Consider the following 17,501-nt stretch of genomic DNA (forward strand, 5'->3'; position numbering starts at 1 on the left):
GCGCGCCACCGTACAGTGAGTGAATGCGCGCGCATAGTGATGAGACCCGGACGGGGGGTCTCCGGCAGTCCGACCTCTCCGGGGTCGCCGTCGCGGCCGCGGGGCTCTTCCTGGTCTGGTCGCCCGCGGCGCTCGAGGCGGGCTGGTGGCTGCTGCTCGGACTCGGGCTCGCCGCCGTCCTGGCCGGCATCGGCGCGCTGGCCGAGTCCGGCCGCGAGATCCACGACGGCCCGACGGGGGAGTGGCTCGGCCTGGCCGGCCGCGCTCTCGCCGCCTCCGCCGTCGCGCTGACCGCCGCCGACTCGATCGTCGGCGCGAGCGCTCGGCCGCTCGCCGTGCTCCTGATCGTCGGCGCGACCCTCTTCGTCCTGCGCGGCGGCCTCGTCCCGCCGGCCCTGGCGCGCCTGCTGCTCGGCCTCGTCCTGCTCCTCCTGCTCGCCGCCGCGGTGATCGTCGCGCTCGCGCAACCCGCGGCGACCGAGTCCGCGACCGTGATCGGCGGTCCGGAGGGCAGCCTCACCGCGGCCGCGCTCCTGCTCTTCCTCTTCGCGCCCGCGACCCCCGGCGAGGCGCCGACACTTCGCCGCTCGCTGCTCGGCCTCGGGATCACGGTCGTCGTCGCCGCCCTGCTCGGCGCCGGACTGCTGCTGGTCGCCGGCCCGCGGGAGCTCGCCGACGCCCCCGCGTCGCTCTCCGCGGTCGCGGCCGGAACGCCCGCCGTCGTCCCGGTCGGGATCGCCGCGGTCGTCGCCTCCGTTCTCGCGCTCGTCGCGCTGGCCCGCCGGGACGCGTCCGCGCTCGTCCGGCTCGCGGACGCGGGGGAGATCCCGGCGCCGTTCGCGTTCCGCAACCGGCGCACCGGAGTGCCGGCGGCCGGCCAGCTCGCCGTGTGCCTGGTCTCGGTGCTCGCGGTGGTGGTGCTGGACGCCGACGCGCTGCTCGCCTTCGCGGTCGCCGCCTCGCTGATCGCGCTCATCCTCCGCCGGCTCGACCGGGGAGTGGCCGGCGCACGCTGGCCCGCGATCGTCTCGGCGGCGGGGGCGCTGGTGCTCCTGCTCGCACTGCCCTCGGCGACGGCCGCCGCGGTCGCGATCCTGCTCGCGCTGCTGCTGATCGTCCGCGCGTTCCGGCGCTAGCGGTCCTCAGGCGAGCGCGGCGGTCTCGACCGGTCGGCTCGGCAGCTCCAGCGCGAGCGGATCCGCGCGCACCCGCCCGAGTCCCGAGCGGACGGCGCCGAGGGCGACCGCCTGATCGCCGAGGGTCGACGGCACGATCCGCGGGGTCGGAGCGTGCACCTCGCCCACCAGCCGCTCCGCCACCGCCTCGAGCAGCGGACCCGCCGAGGCGGCCAGCGCGCCGCCGACCACGATCAGCGAGACGTCGAGCAGATTGGCTGCGGTCGCGGCGATGGCGGTGAGGCGGTCGACCAGCCGCGCGACGACGGCGGCGGCCAGCGGATCGCCCGCCTCGGCCGCGGCCAGCACCTCGGCCGCTCCCGGCCGCGCCACCCGGTCGAGGAGTGACAGCGGCCGCCCCTGCGCGGCCAGAGCCTCCCGGGCCCAGGTGCGCGCGAGGGCGGCGATGCCCTCCGCCGAGCCGACGCCCTCGACGAGGTCGAGATAGCGCATCTCGCCGGTGAGTCCGCGGGCGCCGCGGAGCAGGGAGCCGCCGAGCACGATCCCGCCACCGAGCCGTTCGCCGGAGAGGAGGGCGAGGTAGTCGTCGCAGCCGATCGCCGCGCCCCGCCAGCCCTCGGCCAGCGCGGCGAGATTGGCGTCGTTGTCGACCACGGGCGACCAGCCGCGATCGGAGTAGCGGTCGACGAGTCCGGGGTTCATCGCGCCCCAGAAGCCGTTGTCACCGGTGGGGGAGTGGCCGAGCGCGTCGACGGGCGCCGGGACGCCGAGTGTCAGCGCGAGCACCTCGTTGTCGGTCACTCCGGCGAGGAGGAGCGCGCGGTCGAGGACCCGGTCGATGTCGGCGACCCTGCGCTCGTGCGGGAGGTCCTCGACGCGCTCGTGATCGACCGGCTCGACGTGCCGGACGAGCGTCTCGCCGAGCAGATCGGCGACGAAGACGGCGACGCTGTGCTGACCGGCGTCCACGCCGACGACGACGCCGGCGCGGCGGCGGAGCGCGTAGCGGCGGGCGGGGCGGCCCTTGACGTAGTCGCCGGCCGCGCGCTGGTTCTCCAGCTCCTCGAGCCAGCCGAGCTCGATCAGGTCGTCGCAGACGGCGATGACGGTGGAGCGGGTGAGGCCGGTGCGCTCGATCAGGGCCGAGGCGGTCATCGCCTCGCCGGTCCAGGCGCGCTCGAGCACATCGAGCGCGCTGCGCCGGCGCTGGAACGAGCCGGTGCTCACGGCGGACCTGCTCTCGGACATCTTCCCCACGCTCCCCTTGACCTCGGCCGGATCGGCTGCAACAGTACATCGCGTACTAGATCTACTTCCTAGATTTAGTCGTTGAAGCAACTTGTCCGCAACCCCGGGAGACGACGACGTGCCCCTCACCACCCCCGCCCTCAGCCGGCGCACCCTGCTCACCGCCGCGGGTGCCGGCGCCGCCGCGCTCGGCCTCGCCGCCTGCGCCTCCCCCTCCACTTCGGGCGGGGTCACCGAGATCACCTTCTTCCAGTCCAAGCCCGAGGTGATCGGCTACTTCGACGACGTCATCGAGCGCTTCCACGCCGTGCAGTCGCGGGTGCGGGTCGTGCACGACTTCTCCTCGAACCTCTCGGCCGGCTTCGTGCGGACCAACCCGCCGGACCTCGGCTGCCTGAACTACAACTTCGAGGTCGCGCGCTTCGTCGAGCGGGGCGCCCTGAGCGACCTGTCCGACATGGACGAGGCGAAGCGGATCAACCCCGACCTGCACCCGCTGATCGAGCAGACCGCGACCTACCCGGGCCGCACCAGCGTGCTGCCCTACTCGCTGATGATGTCGGCGGTGCTCTACAACCGCGAGATCTTCGCCGCGCAGAACCTCGAGGTGCCCACCACCTGGACCGAGTTCCTCGCCGTCTGCGACGCGCTCACGGCCGCGGGCATCACCCCGATCTACGGCACCTACAAGGACCCGTGGACCGTCGCGCAGGGGCTGTTCGACTACTCGGTCGGCGGCACCGTCGATCTCGAGGCCTTCTTCACGCAGCTGAAGGAGCAGGGCGCCGACGTCGGCCCCTCCTCGCCCGTCTCGTTCGAGAAGGACTTCGCCGCTCCCGTCGAGCAGATGGTGCAGCTCGCCGGCTACGCGCAGCCGAATGCCGCCAGCCGCGCGTACGGCGACGGCAACCTCGCCTTCTCCAACGGCGAGGCGGCGATGTACTTCCAGGGTCCGTGGGCGCTGAGCGAGATCGCGAAGACCGCCCCGGACCTCTCGATCGGCGCCTTCCCGCTGCCGATGACGGACGATCCGGACGAGCGCCGCGTGCGGGTGAACGTCGACCTCGCGCTCTGGATCCCGGAGGCCTCGACCAAGAAGGCGGCGGCGCGCGAGTTCCTCTCCTTCCTGATGCAGCCGGAGATCATCGACGCCTACAACGCCGACAACAACGCCTTCGGCGTGACCACCGACGCCCCCGCCGTGACCCAGCCGACCCTCGTCGAGCTCCAGGAGTTCTACGACCGGGCGGCGTTCAGCCTCGGCGCCTCGCAGCTGGTGCCGCAGAACATTCCGCTGCAGAACTACGTCCAGGGCGTCGCGCTCGGCTCCGACCCCGCCGCGACGCTCCGCACGATCGACGCCGACTGGGCGCGCATCGCCTTCCGCTCCTAGAGCTCCCCGACACCTCAGACCGCCGAACCCGCTCAGAGACGAGACACCATGGCCCTCTCCGCCCCCGCCCGCCCGGAGGAGCGCACCGTCGCGACTCCCCGCGCGGCCGCCGCCCCGCGCCGGAAGCCGCGCACCGACCGCACCTTCCTGCTCTACCTGCTCCCCGCGCTCGTGCTCTTCACGCTCGCGATCACCCTCCCCGCCGTGATGGGGATCCTCTTCAGCTTCACCGACTCGATCGGCTTCGGCGAGTGGAGCTTCATCGGCCTGACCAACTACGTCGCGCTGTTCTCCGACCCGGCGATCCTCGCCTCCTACGGCTTCACCGTGGGGCTCGCGCTGGTCACGGTGCTCCTGGTCAACGTCGTCGCGTTCCTTCTGGCGATCGCGCTCACCTCGCAGATCCGCGGCAAGGTCGCGCTGCGGGCCGTGTTCGTGCTGCCGATGGTCGTCTCGGGCATCATCATCGCGTTCGTCTTCAACTTCCTCTTCTCCAACTCGCTGCCCGCCTTCGCGCAGTCGGTCGGAGCGACGCCGCTCGCGAGCAGCATCCTCGCCGATCCGAATCTGGCGTGGCTCGCGATCGTGATCGTGACCGCCTGGCAGGCCGTGCCCTCCGCGCTGCTGATCTACATCGCCGGAGTGCTCTCCATCCCCGGCGACGTCTACGAGGCCGCCTCGCTCGACGGCGCCTCCAGCTGGGGGCAGCTGCGCTCGATCACGCTGCCGCTCGTCGCGGGCTACGTCGTGATCAACCTCGTGATCGGCTTCAAGAACTTCCTCAACTCCTACGACATCATCGTCGGCCTCACCGACGGCGGCCCCGGAACGTCGACCCGCAGCGTCGCGATGACGATCTTCTCCGGCTTCACCAGCGGCGACTACGCCTACCAGATGGCCAACGCCACGATCTTCTTCCTCATCGCGCTCGTGATCGCGCTCGTACAGCTGCGCGTCTCGCGCGGAAAGGCGGCCTTCTGATGACCAGCCAGGTCCCCCTCGCCCCGTCCCTCCCCGGCACCCGCCCGGCCGTCGACGCCGACGCCCGTCGCGGTGGGAAGCGGCGGCGCTCCAGCCTCCTGCTCACCCTCGTCCTCGTGGTCTGCGCCCTCTCGGTGATCGGCCCGCTGTGGGTGACGCTGACGATGGCCTTCAAGACCGGCGCTCAGGCGGTCGACGGCAACGCCTTCTCGATCCCGCTGCCGTTCTCGGTCGACGGCTTCGTCCAGGCCTGGAACCTGACCGACTTCCCCCGCGGCTTCGCCGTCTCGGTCTTCGTCTCGGCGATCACGGTCGGCGGCACGATCGTGCTCGCGGCCCTCGCCGCGTTCGCGATCTCGCGGAACTGGGACAAGCGCCTCTACCGCTGGTCGTTCTTCTACCTGCTCGCGGCGATGTTCCTGCCGTTCCCGGTGCTCGCGCTCTCGCAGGTCTCGCTCACCGGACTCGTCGGGCTCGACAACCCGCTCGGCGTCGCGATCCTGCACGTGATGTTCCAGCTGTCCTTCAGCGTGATGCTCTTCACCGCCTTCCTGCGCTCGCTGCCCGAGGAGCTCGAGGAGAGCGCGCGGCTCGACGGCGCGACCACCAACCAGGTCTTCTGGCGGCTCGTCTTCCCGCTGCTCGCCCCGATGAGCGCGACGGTCGGCATCTTCGCCTTCCTCGCCTCCTGGAACGACTTCATGATGCCGTCGCTGATCACCTCCGACCCCTCGCTGCAGACCCTCCCGGTCCTGCAGAAGATCTTCCAGACCCAGTTCAGCAACGACTACAACGTCGCCTTCGCCTCCTACCTGATGGCGATGGCCCCGGCGATCATCGTCTACCTGTTCACCCAGCGCTGGGTCATGTCGGGAGTCACTCAAGGCGCCATCAAATGACGCGCTGACCCGCTTCCTTTGCTGGTCGAGTAGCCCCGGAGGGGCGTATCGAGACCCACGTTCACCGGACGGGTGGCCTCGGAGCAGCAGCTCTGGCGGAGGTGGATCTCGATACGCCCGCTGCGCGGGCTACTCGATCAGCAGGAACGCGCCGGATCCGCCCGCCCGGAGGGGCGGATCGAGACCCACCGTCACCGAAGGGCCGGCCCCGGAGCAGCAGTCCGGACATCGGTGGATCTCGATGCGCCCGCTGCGCGGGCTACTCGATCAGCAAGGACCGCAGCACACCAGACCAGACCACAGATCACGACGATCGGAAGGACACCCGTGACGGACACGGTACTCACCAGGAGCGGCACGACCGAGGACGCCCAGTGGTGGCGGCAGGCGGCCGTCTACCAGATCTACCCGCGGAGCTTCGCGGACGCGAACGGCGACGGGATCGGCGACCTCGCCGGTGTCCTCGACCGCATCCCGTACCTGCGCGAGCTCGGCATCGACGCGGTCTGGCTCAGCCCGTTCTACCCCTCGGCGCTCGCCGACGGCGGCTACGACGTGGCCGACTACCGCGACGTCGACCCCCGGATCGGCACGCTCGCCGAGTTCGACGAGATGACCGCCCGGCTGCACGAGAACGGCATCCGCGTGATCGTCGACATCGTGCCCAACCACTCCTCCGATCTGCACCCGTGGTTCCAGGAGGCGCTCGCCGCGCCGAAGGGCTCGCCCGCCCGCGAGCGCTACGTCTTCCGCGACGGCCGCGGCGAGAACGGCGCCCTGCCGCCGAGCGACTGGGAGTCCGTCTTCGGCGGCCCCGCCTGGGAGGCGGTCGGCGACGGCCAGTGGTACCTGCACCTCTTCGCGAAGGAGCAGCCGGACTGGAACTGGGCGAACCGCGAGATCCGCGACGACTTCCTCGAGACCCTGCGCTTCTGGTCCGACCGCGGCGTCGACGGCTTCCGGATCGACGTGGCGCACTCGCTGGTCAAGGACCTCACCGAGCCTCTCCCCGCGGCCGCCGACATCGACGGCCAGCGGATCGACGGCAGCCACCCGTTCTGGGACCGCGACGAGGTGCACGAGGTCTACGCCGAGTGGCGCGCGCTCTTCGACTCCTACGACCCGCCGCGCACCGCCGTCGCCGAGGCCTGGGTCGACGCGTCCCGCCGTGCCCGCTACGCCAGCCCCGAGGGCCTCGGCCAGGCGTTCAACTTCGACCTGCTCGAGGCCGACCTCGACGCGGACACCTTCCGCCGGCTGATCTCGTTCAACCTCGAGCTGGCCGCCGAGTCGGGCTCGTCGACGACGTGGGTGCTCTCCAACCACGACGTCGTCCGGCACGCGACCCGCTACGGGCTCCCGCAGAAGGGCGCGGCCGAGACCGCCCCGGCGAAGGAGTGGCTGCTCAGCGGGGGAGTGGAGCCGGCCCTCGACCGCGCGCTGGGCCTCCGCCGCGCCCGGGCCGCGACGCTCCTGCTGCTCGCGCTTCCCGGCTCGGCGTACCTCTACCAGGGCGAGGAGCTCGGCCTGCACGAGGTCGCCGGCATCCCGGACGCCGAGCGCCAGGACCCGACGTTCTTCCGCAGCGGCGGCACCGACGTGGGCCGCGACGGCTGCCGCGTCCCACTGCCCTGGGAGGCGGACGGCACCTCCTTCGGCTTCGGGCCGGGCGGCGCCCACCTGCCGCAGCCCGCGTGGTTCGCCGACGCCTCCGTCGAGGCCGAGGAGCTGCGCGAGGAGTCGACGCTGTCGCTCTACCGTCGCGCACTCGCGCTCCGGCACGAGCTGCAGACCGCCGAGCAGCTGGAGTGGCGGGGTGACGACGCCGCGACGGTCGACTTCAGCCGCCCCAACGGCTGGCGCTCGGTGACCAACCTCGGCGCGGAGCCGGTCGAGCTGCCGGAGGGCGAGGTGCTGCTCGCGAGCGGGCCGCTCGAGGGCCGCCTGCTGCCGCCGGCCACCACGGTCTGGCTGCGCTGACCCGGCGATCCGCCGCTCCGCCACTCCGGCGCTCCGCACGAAGGCGCCCCCGCCCGCGGGATCCGAGGATCCGGCGGGCGGGGGCGTCTTCTGCCTGCGCACCCGTGGGTGCGTCCGCGGGTCAGTGCGTGGACGGGTCCTGCTCGACCTCGGTGCGGTCGCCCGACCACAGCGTGTGGAAGGTGCCCTCCTTGTCGACGCGCTGGTAGGTGTGCGCGCCGAAGAAGTCGCGCTGGCCCTGGACGAGCGCGGCCGGCAGGCGCTTCGAGGCGAGCGAGTCGTAGTACGACAGCGCGGCGCCGAAGCCGGGGATCGGCACGCCCGAGAGCGCGGCGGTCGAGACGATGCGGCGCCAGGCCGCCTCGCCGTTCGCGACGGCCTCGGCGAAGTACGGGTCCTCGAGCAGCGTCGTGATGCCCGAGTCCTCCGCGTACGCGTCGACGATGCGGTTGAGGAACTGGGCGCGGATGATGCAGCCCGCGCGCCAGATCTTCGCGACGGCGCCCTTGTCGATCTCCCAGCCGTACTTCTCGGCGCCGGCGATGATCGCGTCGAAGCCCTGCGAGTAGGCGACGACCTTCGAGGCGTAGAGCGCGGCGCGGACGTCGTCCTCGAAGCCGTCGTAGGTGGCGACGGGGGTCGGCCGCGAGGTGATCAGCTTCTGCACGGCGGCGCGCTGCTCCGGCTTGGAGGAGACGGCGCGGGCGAAGACGGCCTCGGCGATGCCACCGACGGGAACGCCCAGGTCGAGCGCGTTCTGCACGGTCCAGACGCCGGTGCCCTTGGAGCCGGCCTGGTCGAGCACGATGTCGAGGAAGGGCTTGCCGGTGTCGGCGTCGACCTGGCGGAGCACCTCGGCGGTGATCTCGATCAGGTACGACTCGAGGTCGCCCTTGTTCCAGGCGTCGAAGACGTCGGCGATGGCGGCGGGCTCGTGGCCGCCGACCGTGCGGAGCAGGTCGTACGCCTCGGCGATGAGCTGCATGTCGGCGTACTCGATGCCGTTGTGGATCATCTTCACGAAGTGGCCGGCGCCGTCGGTGCCGATGTGGGTGACGCAGGGCTCGCCCTCGGCGACCGCCGCGATCGACGCGAGGATCGGGCCGAGCGTCTTGTACGACTCGACCGAGCCGCCGGGCATGATCGACGGGCCCTTGAGCGCGCCCTCCTCGCCGCCCGAGATGCCGGTGCCGACGAAGTGGATGCCGGTCTCGCGGACGGTCTTCTCGCGGCGGATGGTGTCGGTGAAGAGCGCGTTGCCGCCGTCGACGATGATGTCGCCCGGCTCGAACGCGGCGGTCAGCTGCTCGATCACGGCGTCGGTGCCGCGGCCGGCCTGGACCATGATGATCGCGGTGCGCGGGGTCTTCAGCGAGGCGGCGAAGGCCTCGATGGTCTCCGAGGCGACGAAGCCGGCCTCGGGGTGCTCGGTGATCAGCGTCTCGGTGCGCCCGTAGGAGCGGTTGTAGACGGCGACGGTGTTGCCCTCGCGGCTGGCGAGGTTGCGGGCCAGGTTCGAGCCCATCACCGCCAGACCGACGACTCCGATGTTGGCTGTGGCGGTGGGCTGGTCAGACACGGTTCTCCTCGACGTACACGTTCAGGGTTGACGGTTTCAGGCTAGCGCCGAGGCCCGGCGCGCACCCTGGAGCGACCGTGCACGGAGGTCGAACCTCACGCGCACGGCCGTTCAGGAGGTCAGGCGCCGTGGCCCTCGGGGACGACCTCGGACGGGATCGGCGGCGCGGGCGGCGTGCCGTTGCCGAACGGGCGGCCGCCGAGCTCCTCGCGGTGGGAGGGGACGAGCCAGCCGGACAGGTCCGGGCCCTTGGGCACGACGCCGGTCGGATTGATGTCGCGCTGCACCTCGTAGTAGTGCGACTTGATGTGCTGGAAGTCGATGGTGTCGCCGAAGCCCGGGGTCGCGAACAGGTCGCGGGCGTAGCCCCAGAGGGCCGGCATCGCCGAGAGCAGGTTCCGGTTGGCCTTGAAGTGGCTGTAGTAGACGGCGTCGAAGCGGGCGAGCGTCGTGAAGAGGCGGACGTCCGCCTCGGTGATCGTGTCGCCGACGAGGTAGCGCTGGGTGGCGAGGCGCTCCTCCAGCCAGTCGAGCCGCGCCCAGAGCGCGTCGTAGGCCCGCTCGTAGGACTTCTGCGAGCCGGCGAAGCCGCATTTGTAGACGCCGTTGTTGACGTCCTGGAAGACCAGCTCGGCGACCTCGTCGATCTCGTCGCGGTGCTTCTCCGGGTAGAGGTCCGGGGCTCCGTCGCGGTGGAACTCCGTCCACTCCCTCGAGAAATCCAGCGTCATCACCGGGTAGTCGTTGGTGACGACCTGGCCGGTGGGGATGTCCACGATCGCCGGCACGGTGATTCCGCGCGGGTAGTCGGGGAAGCGGGCGAGGAACGCGTCCTGCAGGCGCGGGATGCCGAGCACCGGATCGACGCCGCCCGGGTCGAGATCGAAGGTCCAGCTGCGCTTGTCGTGCGTCGGACCGCAGATGCCCATCGACAGCGCGTCCTCGAGGCCGAGCAGGCGGCGGACGATCACGGCGCGGTTCGCCCACGGGCAGGCGCGCGAGACGACGAGCCGGTAGCGGCCCGCCTCGACCGGGTAGCCGTCGCGGCCGTCCGCGGTGATGCGGGTCGGGATGTAGTTGGTGTCGCGTTGGAAGCCGTTCTTCTCGACGTAGGAGCCGAAGTCGTCAGAAGTCATGCCCCGCACGCTAGCCAGCCCGGCTGGGGGCGCGGTAGGGGCGCCCGCGGGTGGCGGTGCCGCGGCTCCACCGGTACAGTGGGCAGCTGAACTTCGGCGAGGGATGCCCGTGCATCCGTGATCGACGCGGTGGAACCAGGTGGAGCTCCGGAAGGAGCGCCGCGGACCTTTCCTCACGCTGACATGCGTTCGAGTCGAAACCCCGTCCGCGGCCCCAGGCCGGGACCCGATCAGGCGGCGCACGGCGTCGCCCAGGAGAACACCATGGCAGAGCTCACCAACAAGGTCGTCGCCGAGGTCCGCACCTCGTTCGGCAAGGGAGCGGCGCGCAAGATCCGCGCCCAGAACAAGATCCCCGCGGTCCTCTACGGCCACGGCACCGACCCGGTGCACGTCACGCTGCCCGGCCACCAGATCCTCCTGCTGACCCGCAAGGCGAACGCGATCCTCGAGCTCGACATCGAGGGCGTCGCCCAGACGTCGCTGGTCAAGGACATCCAGCGCGACCCGGTCCGCCAGATCATCGAGCACATCGACCTCGCGGTCATCCGCCTCGGCGAGAAGGTCTCGGTCGACATCCCCGTGCACGTCGAGGGCGAGGCCGCTCCCGGCACGCTCGTCTCCACCGAGGCGAACACGCTCTCGCTCGAGGTCGACGCCACGAAGATCCCGCAGAACGTCGTCGTCTCCGTCGAGGGACTCGAGGCCGGCACGCAGATCACCGCCGCCGACGTCACCCTCCCTGAGGGCGCGACGCTGCTCACCGACCCCGAGGCGCTCATCGTGAACGTCACCGAGGAGGTCGAGCAGGACCTGGGCGAGGAGGGCGAGCCCACCGAGCCGGCCGAGCCCACCGAGGCCGCCGAGTAGTCGGAGCACCACCCGCACGAACGGGCCCGCCGCGATCGCGAGCGGGCCCGTTCCGCGTCCAGGGGTCCTGCCCCTGCGGAAGACGTCGCTGCTGAGCGCATCGAGAAGAGGGAACGAGATGGGCGAGACCTGGCTGGTCGTCGGACTGGGCAACCCGGGCGCGCAGTACGCGCGCAACCGGCACAACGTGGGGCAGATGGTGCTCGACGAGCTCGCGACCCGGATCGGCGGCTCGTTCCGCCGGCACAACCGCGCCAACGCCGTGGTCGCCGAGGGCTTCCTCCGCCCCGGCGGACCGAAGCTGATCCTCGGCAAGCCGAACAGCTTCATGAACCTCTCGGGCGGCCCGACCGCGCAGCTGCTCGACTTCTACTCGCTCGAGCCCGAGCGCCTGATCGTCGTGCACGACGAGCTCGACATCCCCTTCGACACCCTGCGCCTGAAGAACGGCGGCGGTCACGGCGGCCACAACGGCATCCGCGACATCCTCGCCGCGACCGACGGCGCCGACTTCCTCCGCGTGCGCGTCGGCATCGGCCGCCCGCCCGGCCGCCAGCCCGCGGCGGACTTCGTCCTGAAGGACTTCGCCGGCCCCGAGCGCGAGAACCTGCCGATCCTGATCGCCGACGCCGCCGACGCCGTCGAGCTGATCGCCGATGCCGGCCTCCAGGCCGCCCAGCTGAAGGTGCACACGACCCTGTAGCGCGGTACGTCGAGACGACCGCTGCGCGGCCTCCTCGAGCAGCATGCTGCTGCGGCTGCCGCGGAGAATGCACGGCTCATGCTGGTCGAGTAGCCCCGGAGGGGCGTATCGAGACCCACCGTCCCCAGCGCGGTGGATCTCGATACGGCCGCTCCGCGACCCACTCGATCAGCATGCTGCTGCGGATGCCGCGGAGAATGCACGGCTCATGCTGGTCGAGCAGCCCCGGAGGCGCGTATCGAGACCCGCCCGAACGAGCACCCGGCAGACCAGCCGACCGCCCCGGAGGCGAGTTCGAAATCGCGTGCCAAGCGATTTCGAAGAGCCGGACGCAGGACGCTCTGCGGAACGCACCCCGTCGCGAAGCCGACTGCGCCGCGCCGGGCAGGGACCGGCGCGGACCGACGTCCGACACCGCATGGTGTCGGACGTCGGCAGTAAACTCCGTCGGTGCCTCTCAACCGGATCATCTCGGCGCTCTCGCGCGCCTCCACGTTCGACGACGCTCTCGCGTTCGCGGTCCGCGACGCCGATTTCTCCGTGTCCGACGGCCTCCGCGTCCCCCTGCTGGCGGGCCTTCTGGAGCGCCGGGCCGAGGCCGATCGGCCCCAGGCCGCCCTCGTCGTCACCGCGACCGGCCGCGACTCCGAGAACATCCGCGCGTCGCTCAGCTGCGTGCTGCCGGACGCCGAGGTCGTCGAGTTCCCGGCGTGGGAGACGCTGCCGCACGAGCGCCTCAGCCCGAGCGCCGAGATCGTCGGCCGCCGCCTCGACGCCCTGCGCCGCATGAAGACCTGGACCGGCGAGAAGCCGCTCGTCGTCGTCGCCTCGGTCCGCGCCGCGCTGCAGCCGGTCGCCGACAACCTGGCCGACATCGCGCCGATCCGCCTGGTCAAGGGCGGCCGCGGCTACGACCTCGGCCGCATCTCGTCCGAGCTGGTCGACCTGGCCTACTCGCGGGTCGACATGGTCACCCGCCGCGGCGAGTTCGCGGTCCGCGGCGGCATCCTCGACGTCTTCCCGGCCGTGGCCGAGCACCCCAGCCGCATCGACTTCTTCGGCGACGAGGTCGACTCGATCCGCGGCTTCTCGGTGGCCGACCAGCGCTCGCTGCCGGGCGAGGCCGACTCGGTCGTCCTGCCGCCGAGCCGCGAGCTGCTGCTGGTGCCGGCCGTGCGCCAGCGCGCTCGCGAGATGCTGCACGAGTTCCCGAGCCTCTCCGCGATGCTCGCGAAGATCGCCGAGGGCATCCCGGTCGAGGGGATGGAGTCGCTGGCGCCCGCGCTGCTGGAGCGCCTCGTCCCGATCTCGCACTACCTCCCGGCCGGCGCCGCCGTCGCCGTGCTCGCGCCCGAGCGCGTCGCCACCCGCGCGATCAGCCTCGCCGAGACGAACCGCGAGTTCCTCCAGGCCGCCTGGAGCGCCGCGACCGCCGGTGCCGAGGCTCCGATCGATCTGGCGTCCGGCGAGTTCATCTCGCTCGGCGCCCTCCGCGACGCGGTGAAGTTCAGCGCCCCCGGCGCCGACACCCCCGACCACCCGTGGTGGACGATGAGCACCTTCCGCCAGGGTCCCGCCGCCGGCGAGGCCGAGGTGCTGCCGGAGGACCTCGGGATCGACGAGATCCTCGCCGTCCGCGTCGACGGCGAGCCCGTGCCCGGCTTCGGCGGCGCGGTCGAGGGCGCCCTCGCGCACGTCCGCGCCCGGCTCTCCGACGGCTGGAGCGTCGTGCTCACCGCACCCGGCCCCGGCACGGTCGAGCGCACCGACCAGGTGCTGGCCGAGCACGAGGTCGCCGCGCGCATCGTCGCCGATCTGCCCGCCGAGCTCGAGCCCGGCCTCGCCTACGTGCTGCAGGCCTCCGTCGACCACGGCTTCGAGGTCGACGCCGCCAAGGTCGCCCTGCTCACCGACACCGAGTTCTACGGCCGAACCGTCGGCTACGACTCCCGCGCGGTCAAGAAGCTGGCCTCGCGCCGCAAGAACGTCGTCGACCCGCTGCAGCTCACCCCCGGCGACTTCGTCGTGCACGCCACCCACGGCATCGGCCGCTTCGTCGAGCTCTCGCAGCGTGAGGTCTCCAGCGGCGGGCGCAACGCCGTGAAGACCCGGCGCGAGTACCTCGTCCTCGAGTACGCGCCCAGCAAGCGCGGGTTCCCGGGCGACAAGCTGCTCGTCCCGACGGACCAGCTCGACCTCCTCTCCCGCTACGTCGGCGGGGAGGCGCCCGCGCTGAGCAAGATGGGCGGCAGCGACTGGGCGCAGGCCAAGAGCAAGGCGCGCCGCGCGGTCCGCGACATCGCGGTCGAGCTGGTCAAGCTCTACTCCGCCCGGATGGCCTCGCGCGGGCACTCGTTCCCGCCGGACACCCCGTGGCAGCGCGAGCTGGAGGAGGCGTTCCCGTTCGCGGAGACGCCCGACCAGCTGACCGTCATCGACGAGGTGAAGGCCGACATGGAGCGGCCGATCCCGATGGACCGCCTGCTCTCCGGCGACGTCGGCTTCGGCAAGACCGAGGTCGCCGTGCGCGCCGCGTTCAAGGCGATCCAGGACGGCAAGCAGGTCGCGATGCTCGTGCCGACCACGCTGCTGGTGCGCCAGCACCTCGAGACCTTCCAGGAGCGCTTCGCCGGCTTCCCGGTGCACCTGCGCGCCCTCAGCCGCTTCCAGAGCGCGAAGGAGTCGAAGGAGACGATCGAGGGCCTCGCCGACGGCACCGTCGACATGGTGATCGCGACGCACCGCCTCCTCAGCGACAACATCGTCTTCAAGGACCTCGGGCTCCTCGTGATCGACGAGGAGCAGCGCTTCGGCGTCGAGCACAAGGAGAAGCTGAAGGCGCTGAAGAAGAACGTCGACATCCTCTCGATGAGCGCGACGCCGATCCCGCGCACGCTCGAGATGGCGGTCACCGGCATCCGCGAGATGTCCACGCTCGCCACGCCGCCGGAGGAGCGCCACCCGATCCTCACCTTCGTCGGCCCGTACTCCGAGAAGCAGGTCTCGGCCGCGATCCGGCGCGAGCTGCTGCGCGAGGGCCAGGTGTTCTTCGTGCACAACCGCGTCTCGACGATCAACCGCGTCGCGTCGCAGCTCGCCGAGCTGGTGCCGGAGGCGCGCATCGCGGTCGCGCACGGCAAGCTCAGCGAGTCGCAGCTGGAGCGGATCATCGTCGACTTCTGGGAGCGCAAGTTCGACGTCCTCGTCTCGACCACGATCGTGGAGACCGGGCTCGACATCCCGAATGCGAACACGCTGATCGTCGACCGCGCCGACAAGTACGGCCTCTCGCAGCTGCACCAGCTGCGCGGCCGGGTCGGCCGCGGCCGCGAGCGCGCCTACGCCTACCTCCTCTACGACGAGATGAAGCCGCTCTCCGAGACGGCGCACGACCGCCTGCAGACGCTCGCCGCCAACTCCGATCTCGGCGGCGGCATGCAGATCGCGCTGAAGGACCTCGAGATCCGCGGTGCGGGCAACCTGCTCGGCGGCGAGCAGTCCGGCCATATCCAGGGCGTCGGCTTCGACCTCTACCTGCGGATGATCGGCGAGGCCGTCGACGGCTTCCGCGGCGAGGTCGCCGAGGGGCAGACCGAGCTGCGGCTCGAGCTGCCGGTCGACGCGCGGATCCCGGAGGAGTACGTCGACAGCGAGCGCCTGCGCCTGGAGGCGTACCAGAAGCTGTCCGCGGCGACCTCGCCGACGGCGAAGGAGGGCAGCGTCGACCTGGTGGTCGAGGAGCTGACCGATCGCTACGGCGACCTGCCCGAGGCGGTCGAGAACCTCGTCCTCGTCTCGCGGCTGCGGATGCGCGCCCAGCGGGCGGGCCTGAGCGACGTGGTCGCGATGGGCTCGAACGTCCGGGTCGCCCCCGCGCACCTCGCCGACTCGATCCAGGTGCGCCTGCGCCGGATGTACCCGACGGCGAAGTACCTGCAGCAGGCGAACGCCGTGGTCGTGCCGATGCCGGTGCTCGACGGCGTGCCGCTCGGCGACCGCGCGCTGATCGACTGGGTCGCGAACCTGCTCGACGCGCTCTTCCCCGAGCCCGCCGCCGTCGCGAGCTGATCTCCGTCACTCCTCGATCGGGCGGCCCGGCAGTTCCGGACCCCACCCGACGACCCCGCCCCACGAACGAAGGACCGATCATGACCGCCTCCGACGAGCACTCCGTCCCGCCGCGCATCCTGGCCCCCGACGAGCCGAGCATCCCCGAGCTCGAGGAGGACGAGACGATCGCTCCCCGCCCGGAGGAGGAGGCCGCCGCCCTCGACCGCGCCGCCCCCGACCTCGCCCCCCACCCCGAGGGCTAGCCCTCCCCGCGAGATGCCACTTGTGCGCGCCTTTCACGGCGTGTCGCGTGCACAAGTGGCATCTCGCGGAGGGGGTCAGTGCGCGAAGTGGGCGCGGACCTCCGCCTGCCAGCGGTCGCGGTCGGCGTCGGAGATGAAGGCGGCGTCGAACGAGTTGAGCGCGAGCCGCTCGAGCTGAGCGTCGTCCATCCCGAGCTCCTCGACGAGCGCGCGGTAGTTCTGGTCGACGTAGCCGCCGAAGTAGGGCGGATCGTCGCTCGACACGGTGACGACCAGACCTGCCGCCAGCATCGCCGGCAGCGGGTGGTCCTTCATCGTGTCGACGGCCCGCAGCGCCACGTTCGACAGCGGGCAGACCGTGATCGGCACGCGCTGGACGCGGAGCATCGCGACGACCGCCGGGTCCTCCATCGCGCGGATGCCGTGGTCGATCCGCTCCACCTTGAGCAGTTCGAGCGTCTCGGCGACCGTCTCCGGCCCGCCCTCCTCGCCGGCGTGCGCGACCAGGTGCAGCCCCTCCGCCGCGGCGCGCGCGTAGACGTCGACGAACAGCTCCGGCCCGAAGCCGACCTCGTTCGAGTCGAGCCCCACGCCGATGATGTGCTCGCGGTAGGGCAGGATCGCCGTCAGCATCTCGTCCGCCGCGTCGGCGCCGAGATCGCGGAGGAAGCACATGATCAGGTCGGTCGAGATGCCGTGCGTCTCCTCGCTCCGCCCGAGCGCCCGCGTGAGACCGGCCATCACGACGTCGAGTGCGACCCCGTTGCCCAGGTGCGTCTGCGGATCGAAGAAGATCTCGGCCCGGCGGACGTTCGCGAGCTTCGCCCGGTCGAGGTAGCCGGTGGCCAGCTCGAAGAAGTCGCGCTCCGTCTTCAGGACGGTGAGGTTCGAGTAGTGCAGCTCGAGGAACGAGGCGAGGTCCTCGAAGGCGTAGCGCGCACGCAGCGCATCCAGATCCTCGGTCGGCAGCGCGATGCCGTTCCGGCGCGCCATCTCGACGATGTGCTCGGGCTCGATCGTCCCCTCGATGTGGATGTGCAGCTCGGCGCTCGGCGGTGCGCCCCTGTCGAGGGCGGTGCCGGTGGAGAGAGCGGTGTCGGTCACGGTGACGTTCCTGTTCCGGTCCGCGGTCGCGTCCCGCGGTCACCGTAGTCGGCCCGTGTTACGCGCCGATGACCGACGGATGTGCGGCCCGCGACGCCGCCCGCCCGAGCTGCCGAGACCGCGCATCGCCGACTCCGCCCGAGCACCCCGCTGACAGGA

13 protein-coding genes are annotated in these 17,501 nt (G+C 71.6%); 9 read left to right on the forward strand and 4 right to left on the reverse strand.

All coding sequences use genetic code 11. The features are described from left to right. The first annotated feature begins 23 nt into the window (after positions 1-23). A complete protein-coding gene (locus GSU72_RS05535) occupies positions 24-1,136 on the forward strand; it encodes a hypothetical protein (RefSeq protein ID WP_159984155.1) in 1,113 nt (370 codons plus the stop codon). Between the two features lie 6 nt (positions 1,137-1,142). On the opposite strand, the gene GSU72_RS05540 is transcribed toward GSU72_RS05535, so the two are convergent. Further along, positions 1,143-2,384, reverse strand: a complete 1,242-nt coding sequence (locus GSU72_RS05540; RefSeq protein WP_159984156.1) for an ROK family protein — start codon at positions 2,382-2,384, stop codon at positions 1,143-1,145. A gap of 118 nt (positions 2,385-2,502) precedes the next feature. Here GSU72_RS05540 and GSU72_RS05545 point away from each other — a divergent pair, with 118 nt between their 5' ends. The 4 genes from GSU72_RS05545 (at position 2,503) to GSU72_RS05560 (ending at position 7,637) form a co-directional block, all read left to right on the forward strand. Beyond that, positions 2,503-3,777, forward strand: a complete 1,275-nt coding sequence (locus tag GSU72_RS05545) for an extracellular solute-binding protein (RefSeq protein ID WP_244255989.1) — start codon at positions 2,503-2,505, stop codon at positions 3,775-3,777. Positions 3,778-3,825: 48 nt separating this feature from the next. Continuing rightward, positions 3,826-4,758 (forward strand): sugar ABC transporter permease, encoded by a 933-nt coding sequence (locus GSU72_RS05550; protein WP_159984158.1) that lies wholly within the window; start codon positions 3,826-3,828, stop codon positions 4,756-4,758. Next, entirely contained in the window at positions 4,758-5,657 is a 900-nt protein-coding gene (locus GSU72_RS05555; protein WP_159984159.1) for a carbohydrate ABC transporter permease, read from the forward strand. Before GSU72_RS05550 ends, GSU72_RS05555 begins: the two co-directional genes overlap by 1 nt. Positions 5,658-5,984: 327 nt before the next feature. Next, entirely contained in the window at positions 5,985-7,637 is a 1,653-nt protein-coding gene (locus GSU72_RS05560; RefSeq protein ID WP_159984160.1) for a glycoside hydrolase family 13 protein, read from the forward strand. Between the two features lie 121 nt (positions 7,638-7,758). Here the strand turns inward: GSU72_RS05560 and gndA are convergent, their stop codons facing one another. Together gndA and GSU72_RS05570 are read right to left on the reverse strand one after the other, a co-directional pair. Then, entirely contained in the window at positions 7,759-9,216 is a 1,458-nt protein-coding gene (gene gndA / locus GSU72_RS05565) for an NADP-dependent phosphogluconate dehydrogenase (protein ID WP_159984161.1), read from the reverse strand. A 119-nt stretch (positions 9,217-9,335) separates the two neighbouring features. Beyond that, positions 9,336-10,352: a glutathione S-transferase C-terminal domain-containing protein gene (locus tag GSU72_RS05570; protein ID WP_159984162.1), complete on the reverse strand. Its 1,017-nt coding sequence runs from the start codon at positions 10,350-10,352 to the stop codon at positions 9,336-9,338. A 264-nt stretch (positions 10,353-10,616) separates the two neighbouring features. On the opposite strand from GSU72_RS05570, the gene GSU72_RS05575 reads away from it, so the two are divergent. From GSU72_RS05575 to GSU72_RS05590, 4 genes are all read left to right on the forward strand, one after another. Beyond that, complete coding sequence (locus GSU72_RS05575; RefSeq protein WP_159984163.1) at positions 10,617-11,222, forward strand: 50S ribosomal protein L25/general stress protein Ctc; 606 nt, start codon at positions 10,617-10,619, stop codon at positions 11,220-11,222. 118 nt (positions 11,223-11,340) lie between these two features. Then, positions 11,341-11,925 carry an aminoacyl-tRNA hydrolase gene (gene pth, locus GSU72_RS05580; RefSeq protein WP_159984164.1) on the forward strand — a complete coding sequence of 195 codons (585 nt, stop codon included), beginning with the start codon at positions 11,341-11,343 and terminating at the stop codon, positions 11,923-11,925. A gap of 450 nt (positions 11,926-12,375) precedes the next feature. Further along, positions 12,376-15,993, forward strand: coding sequence for a transcription-repair coupling factor (gene mfd / locus GSU72_RS05585; RefSeq protein WP_159984165.1), 3,618 nt, complete (start codon positions 12,376-12,378; stop codon positions 15,991-15,993). 80 nt (positions 15,994-16,073) lie between these two features. Then, positions 16,074-16,238, forward strand: a complete 165-nt coding sequence (locus GSU72_RS05590; RefSeq protein WP_159984166.1) for a hypothetical protein — start codon at positions 16,074-16,076, stop codon at positions 16,236-16,238. A gap of 75 nt (positions 16,239-16,313) precedes the next feature. Here the strand turns inward: GSU72_RS05590 and GSU72_RS05595 are convergent, their stop codons facing one another. Then, positions 16,314-17,342 (reverse strand): adenosine deaminase, encoded by a 1,029-nt coding sequence (locus tag GSU72_RS05595; RefSeq protein ID WP_159984167.1) that lies wholly within the window; start codon positions 17,340-17,342, stop codon positions 16,314-16,316. Positions 17,343-17,501 lie beyond the last annotated feature (159 nt).

The sequence above is a fragment of the Rathayibacter sp. VKM Ac-2760 genome, assembly GCF_009834185.1.
In the GTDB taxonomy this organism is placed as follows: domain Bacteria; phylum Actinomycetota; class Actinomycetes; order Actinomycetales; family Microbacteriaceae; genus Rathayibacter.

What these genes read in the sequence shown, in the direction of transcription:
- GSU72_RS05535 (WP_159984155.1), top strand. Translation starts at nt 24, where the DNA reads ATGCGCGCGCATAGTGATGAGACCCGGACGGGGGGTCTCCGGCAGTCC.
- GSU72_RS05540 (WP_159984156.1), bottom strand. Translation starts at nt 2,384, where the DNA reads ATGTCCGAGAGCAGGTCCGCCGTGAGCACCGGCTCGTTCCAGCGCCGG.
- GSU72_RS05550 (WP_159984158.1), top strand. Translation starts at nt 3,826, where the DNA reads ATGGCCCTCTCCGCCCCCGCCCGCCCGGAGGAGCGCACCGTCGCGACT.
- GSU72_RS05555 (WP_159984159.1), top strand. Translation starts at nt 4,758, where the DNA reads ATGACCAGCCAGGTCCCCCTCGCCCCGTCCCTCCCCGGCACCCGCCCG.
- GSU72_RS05570 (WP_159984162.1), bottom strand. Translation starts at nt 10,352, where the DNA reads ATGACTTCTGACGACTTCGGCTCCTACGTCGAGAAGAACGGCTTCCAA.
- GSU72_RS05575 (WP_159984163.1), top strand. Translation starts at nt 10,617, where the DNA reads ATGGCAGAGCTCACCAACAAGGTCGTCGCCGAGGTCCGCACCTCGTTC.
- pth (WP_159984164.1), top strand. Translation starts at nt 11,341, where the DNA reads ATGGGCGAGACCTGGCTGGTCGTCGGACTGGGCAACCCGGGCGCGCAG.
- GSU72_RS05590 (WP_159984166.1), top strand. Translation starts at nt 16,074, where the DNA reads ATGACCGCCTCCGACGAGCACTCCGTCCCGCCGCGCATCCTGGCCCCC.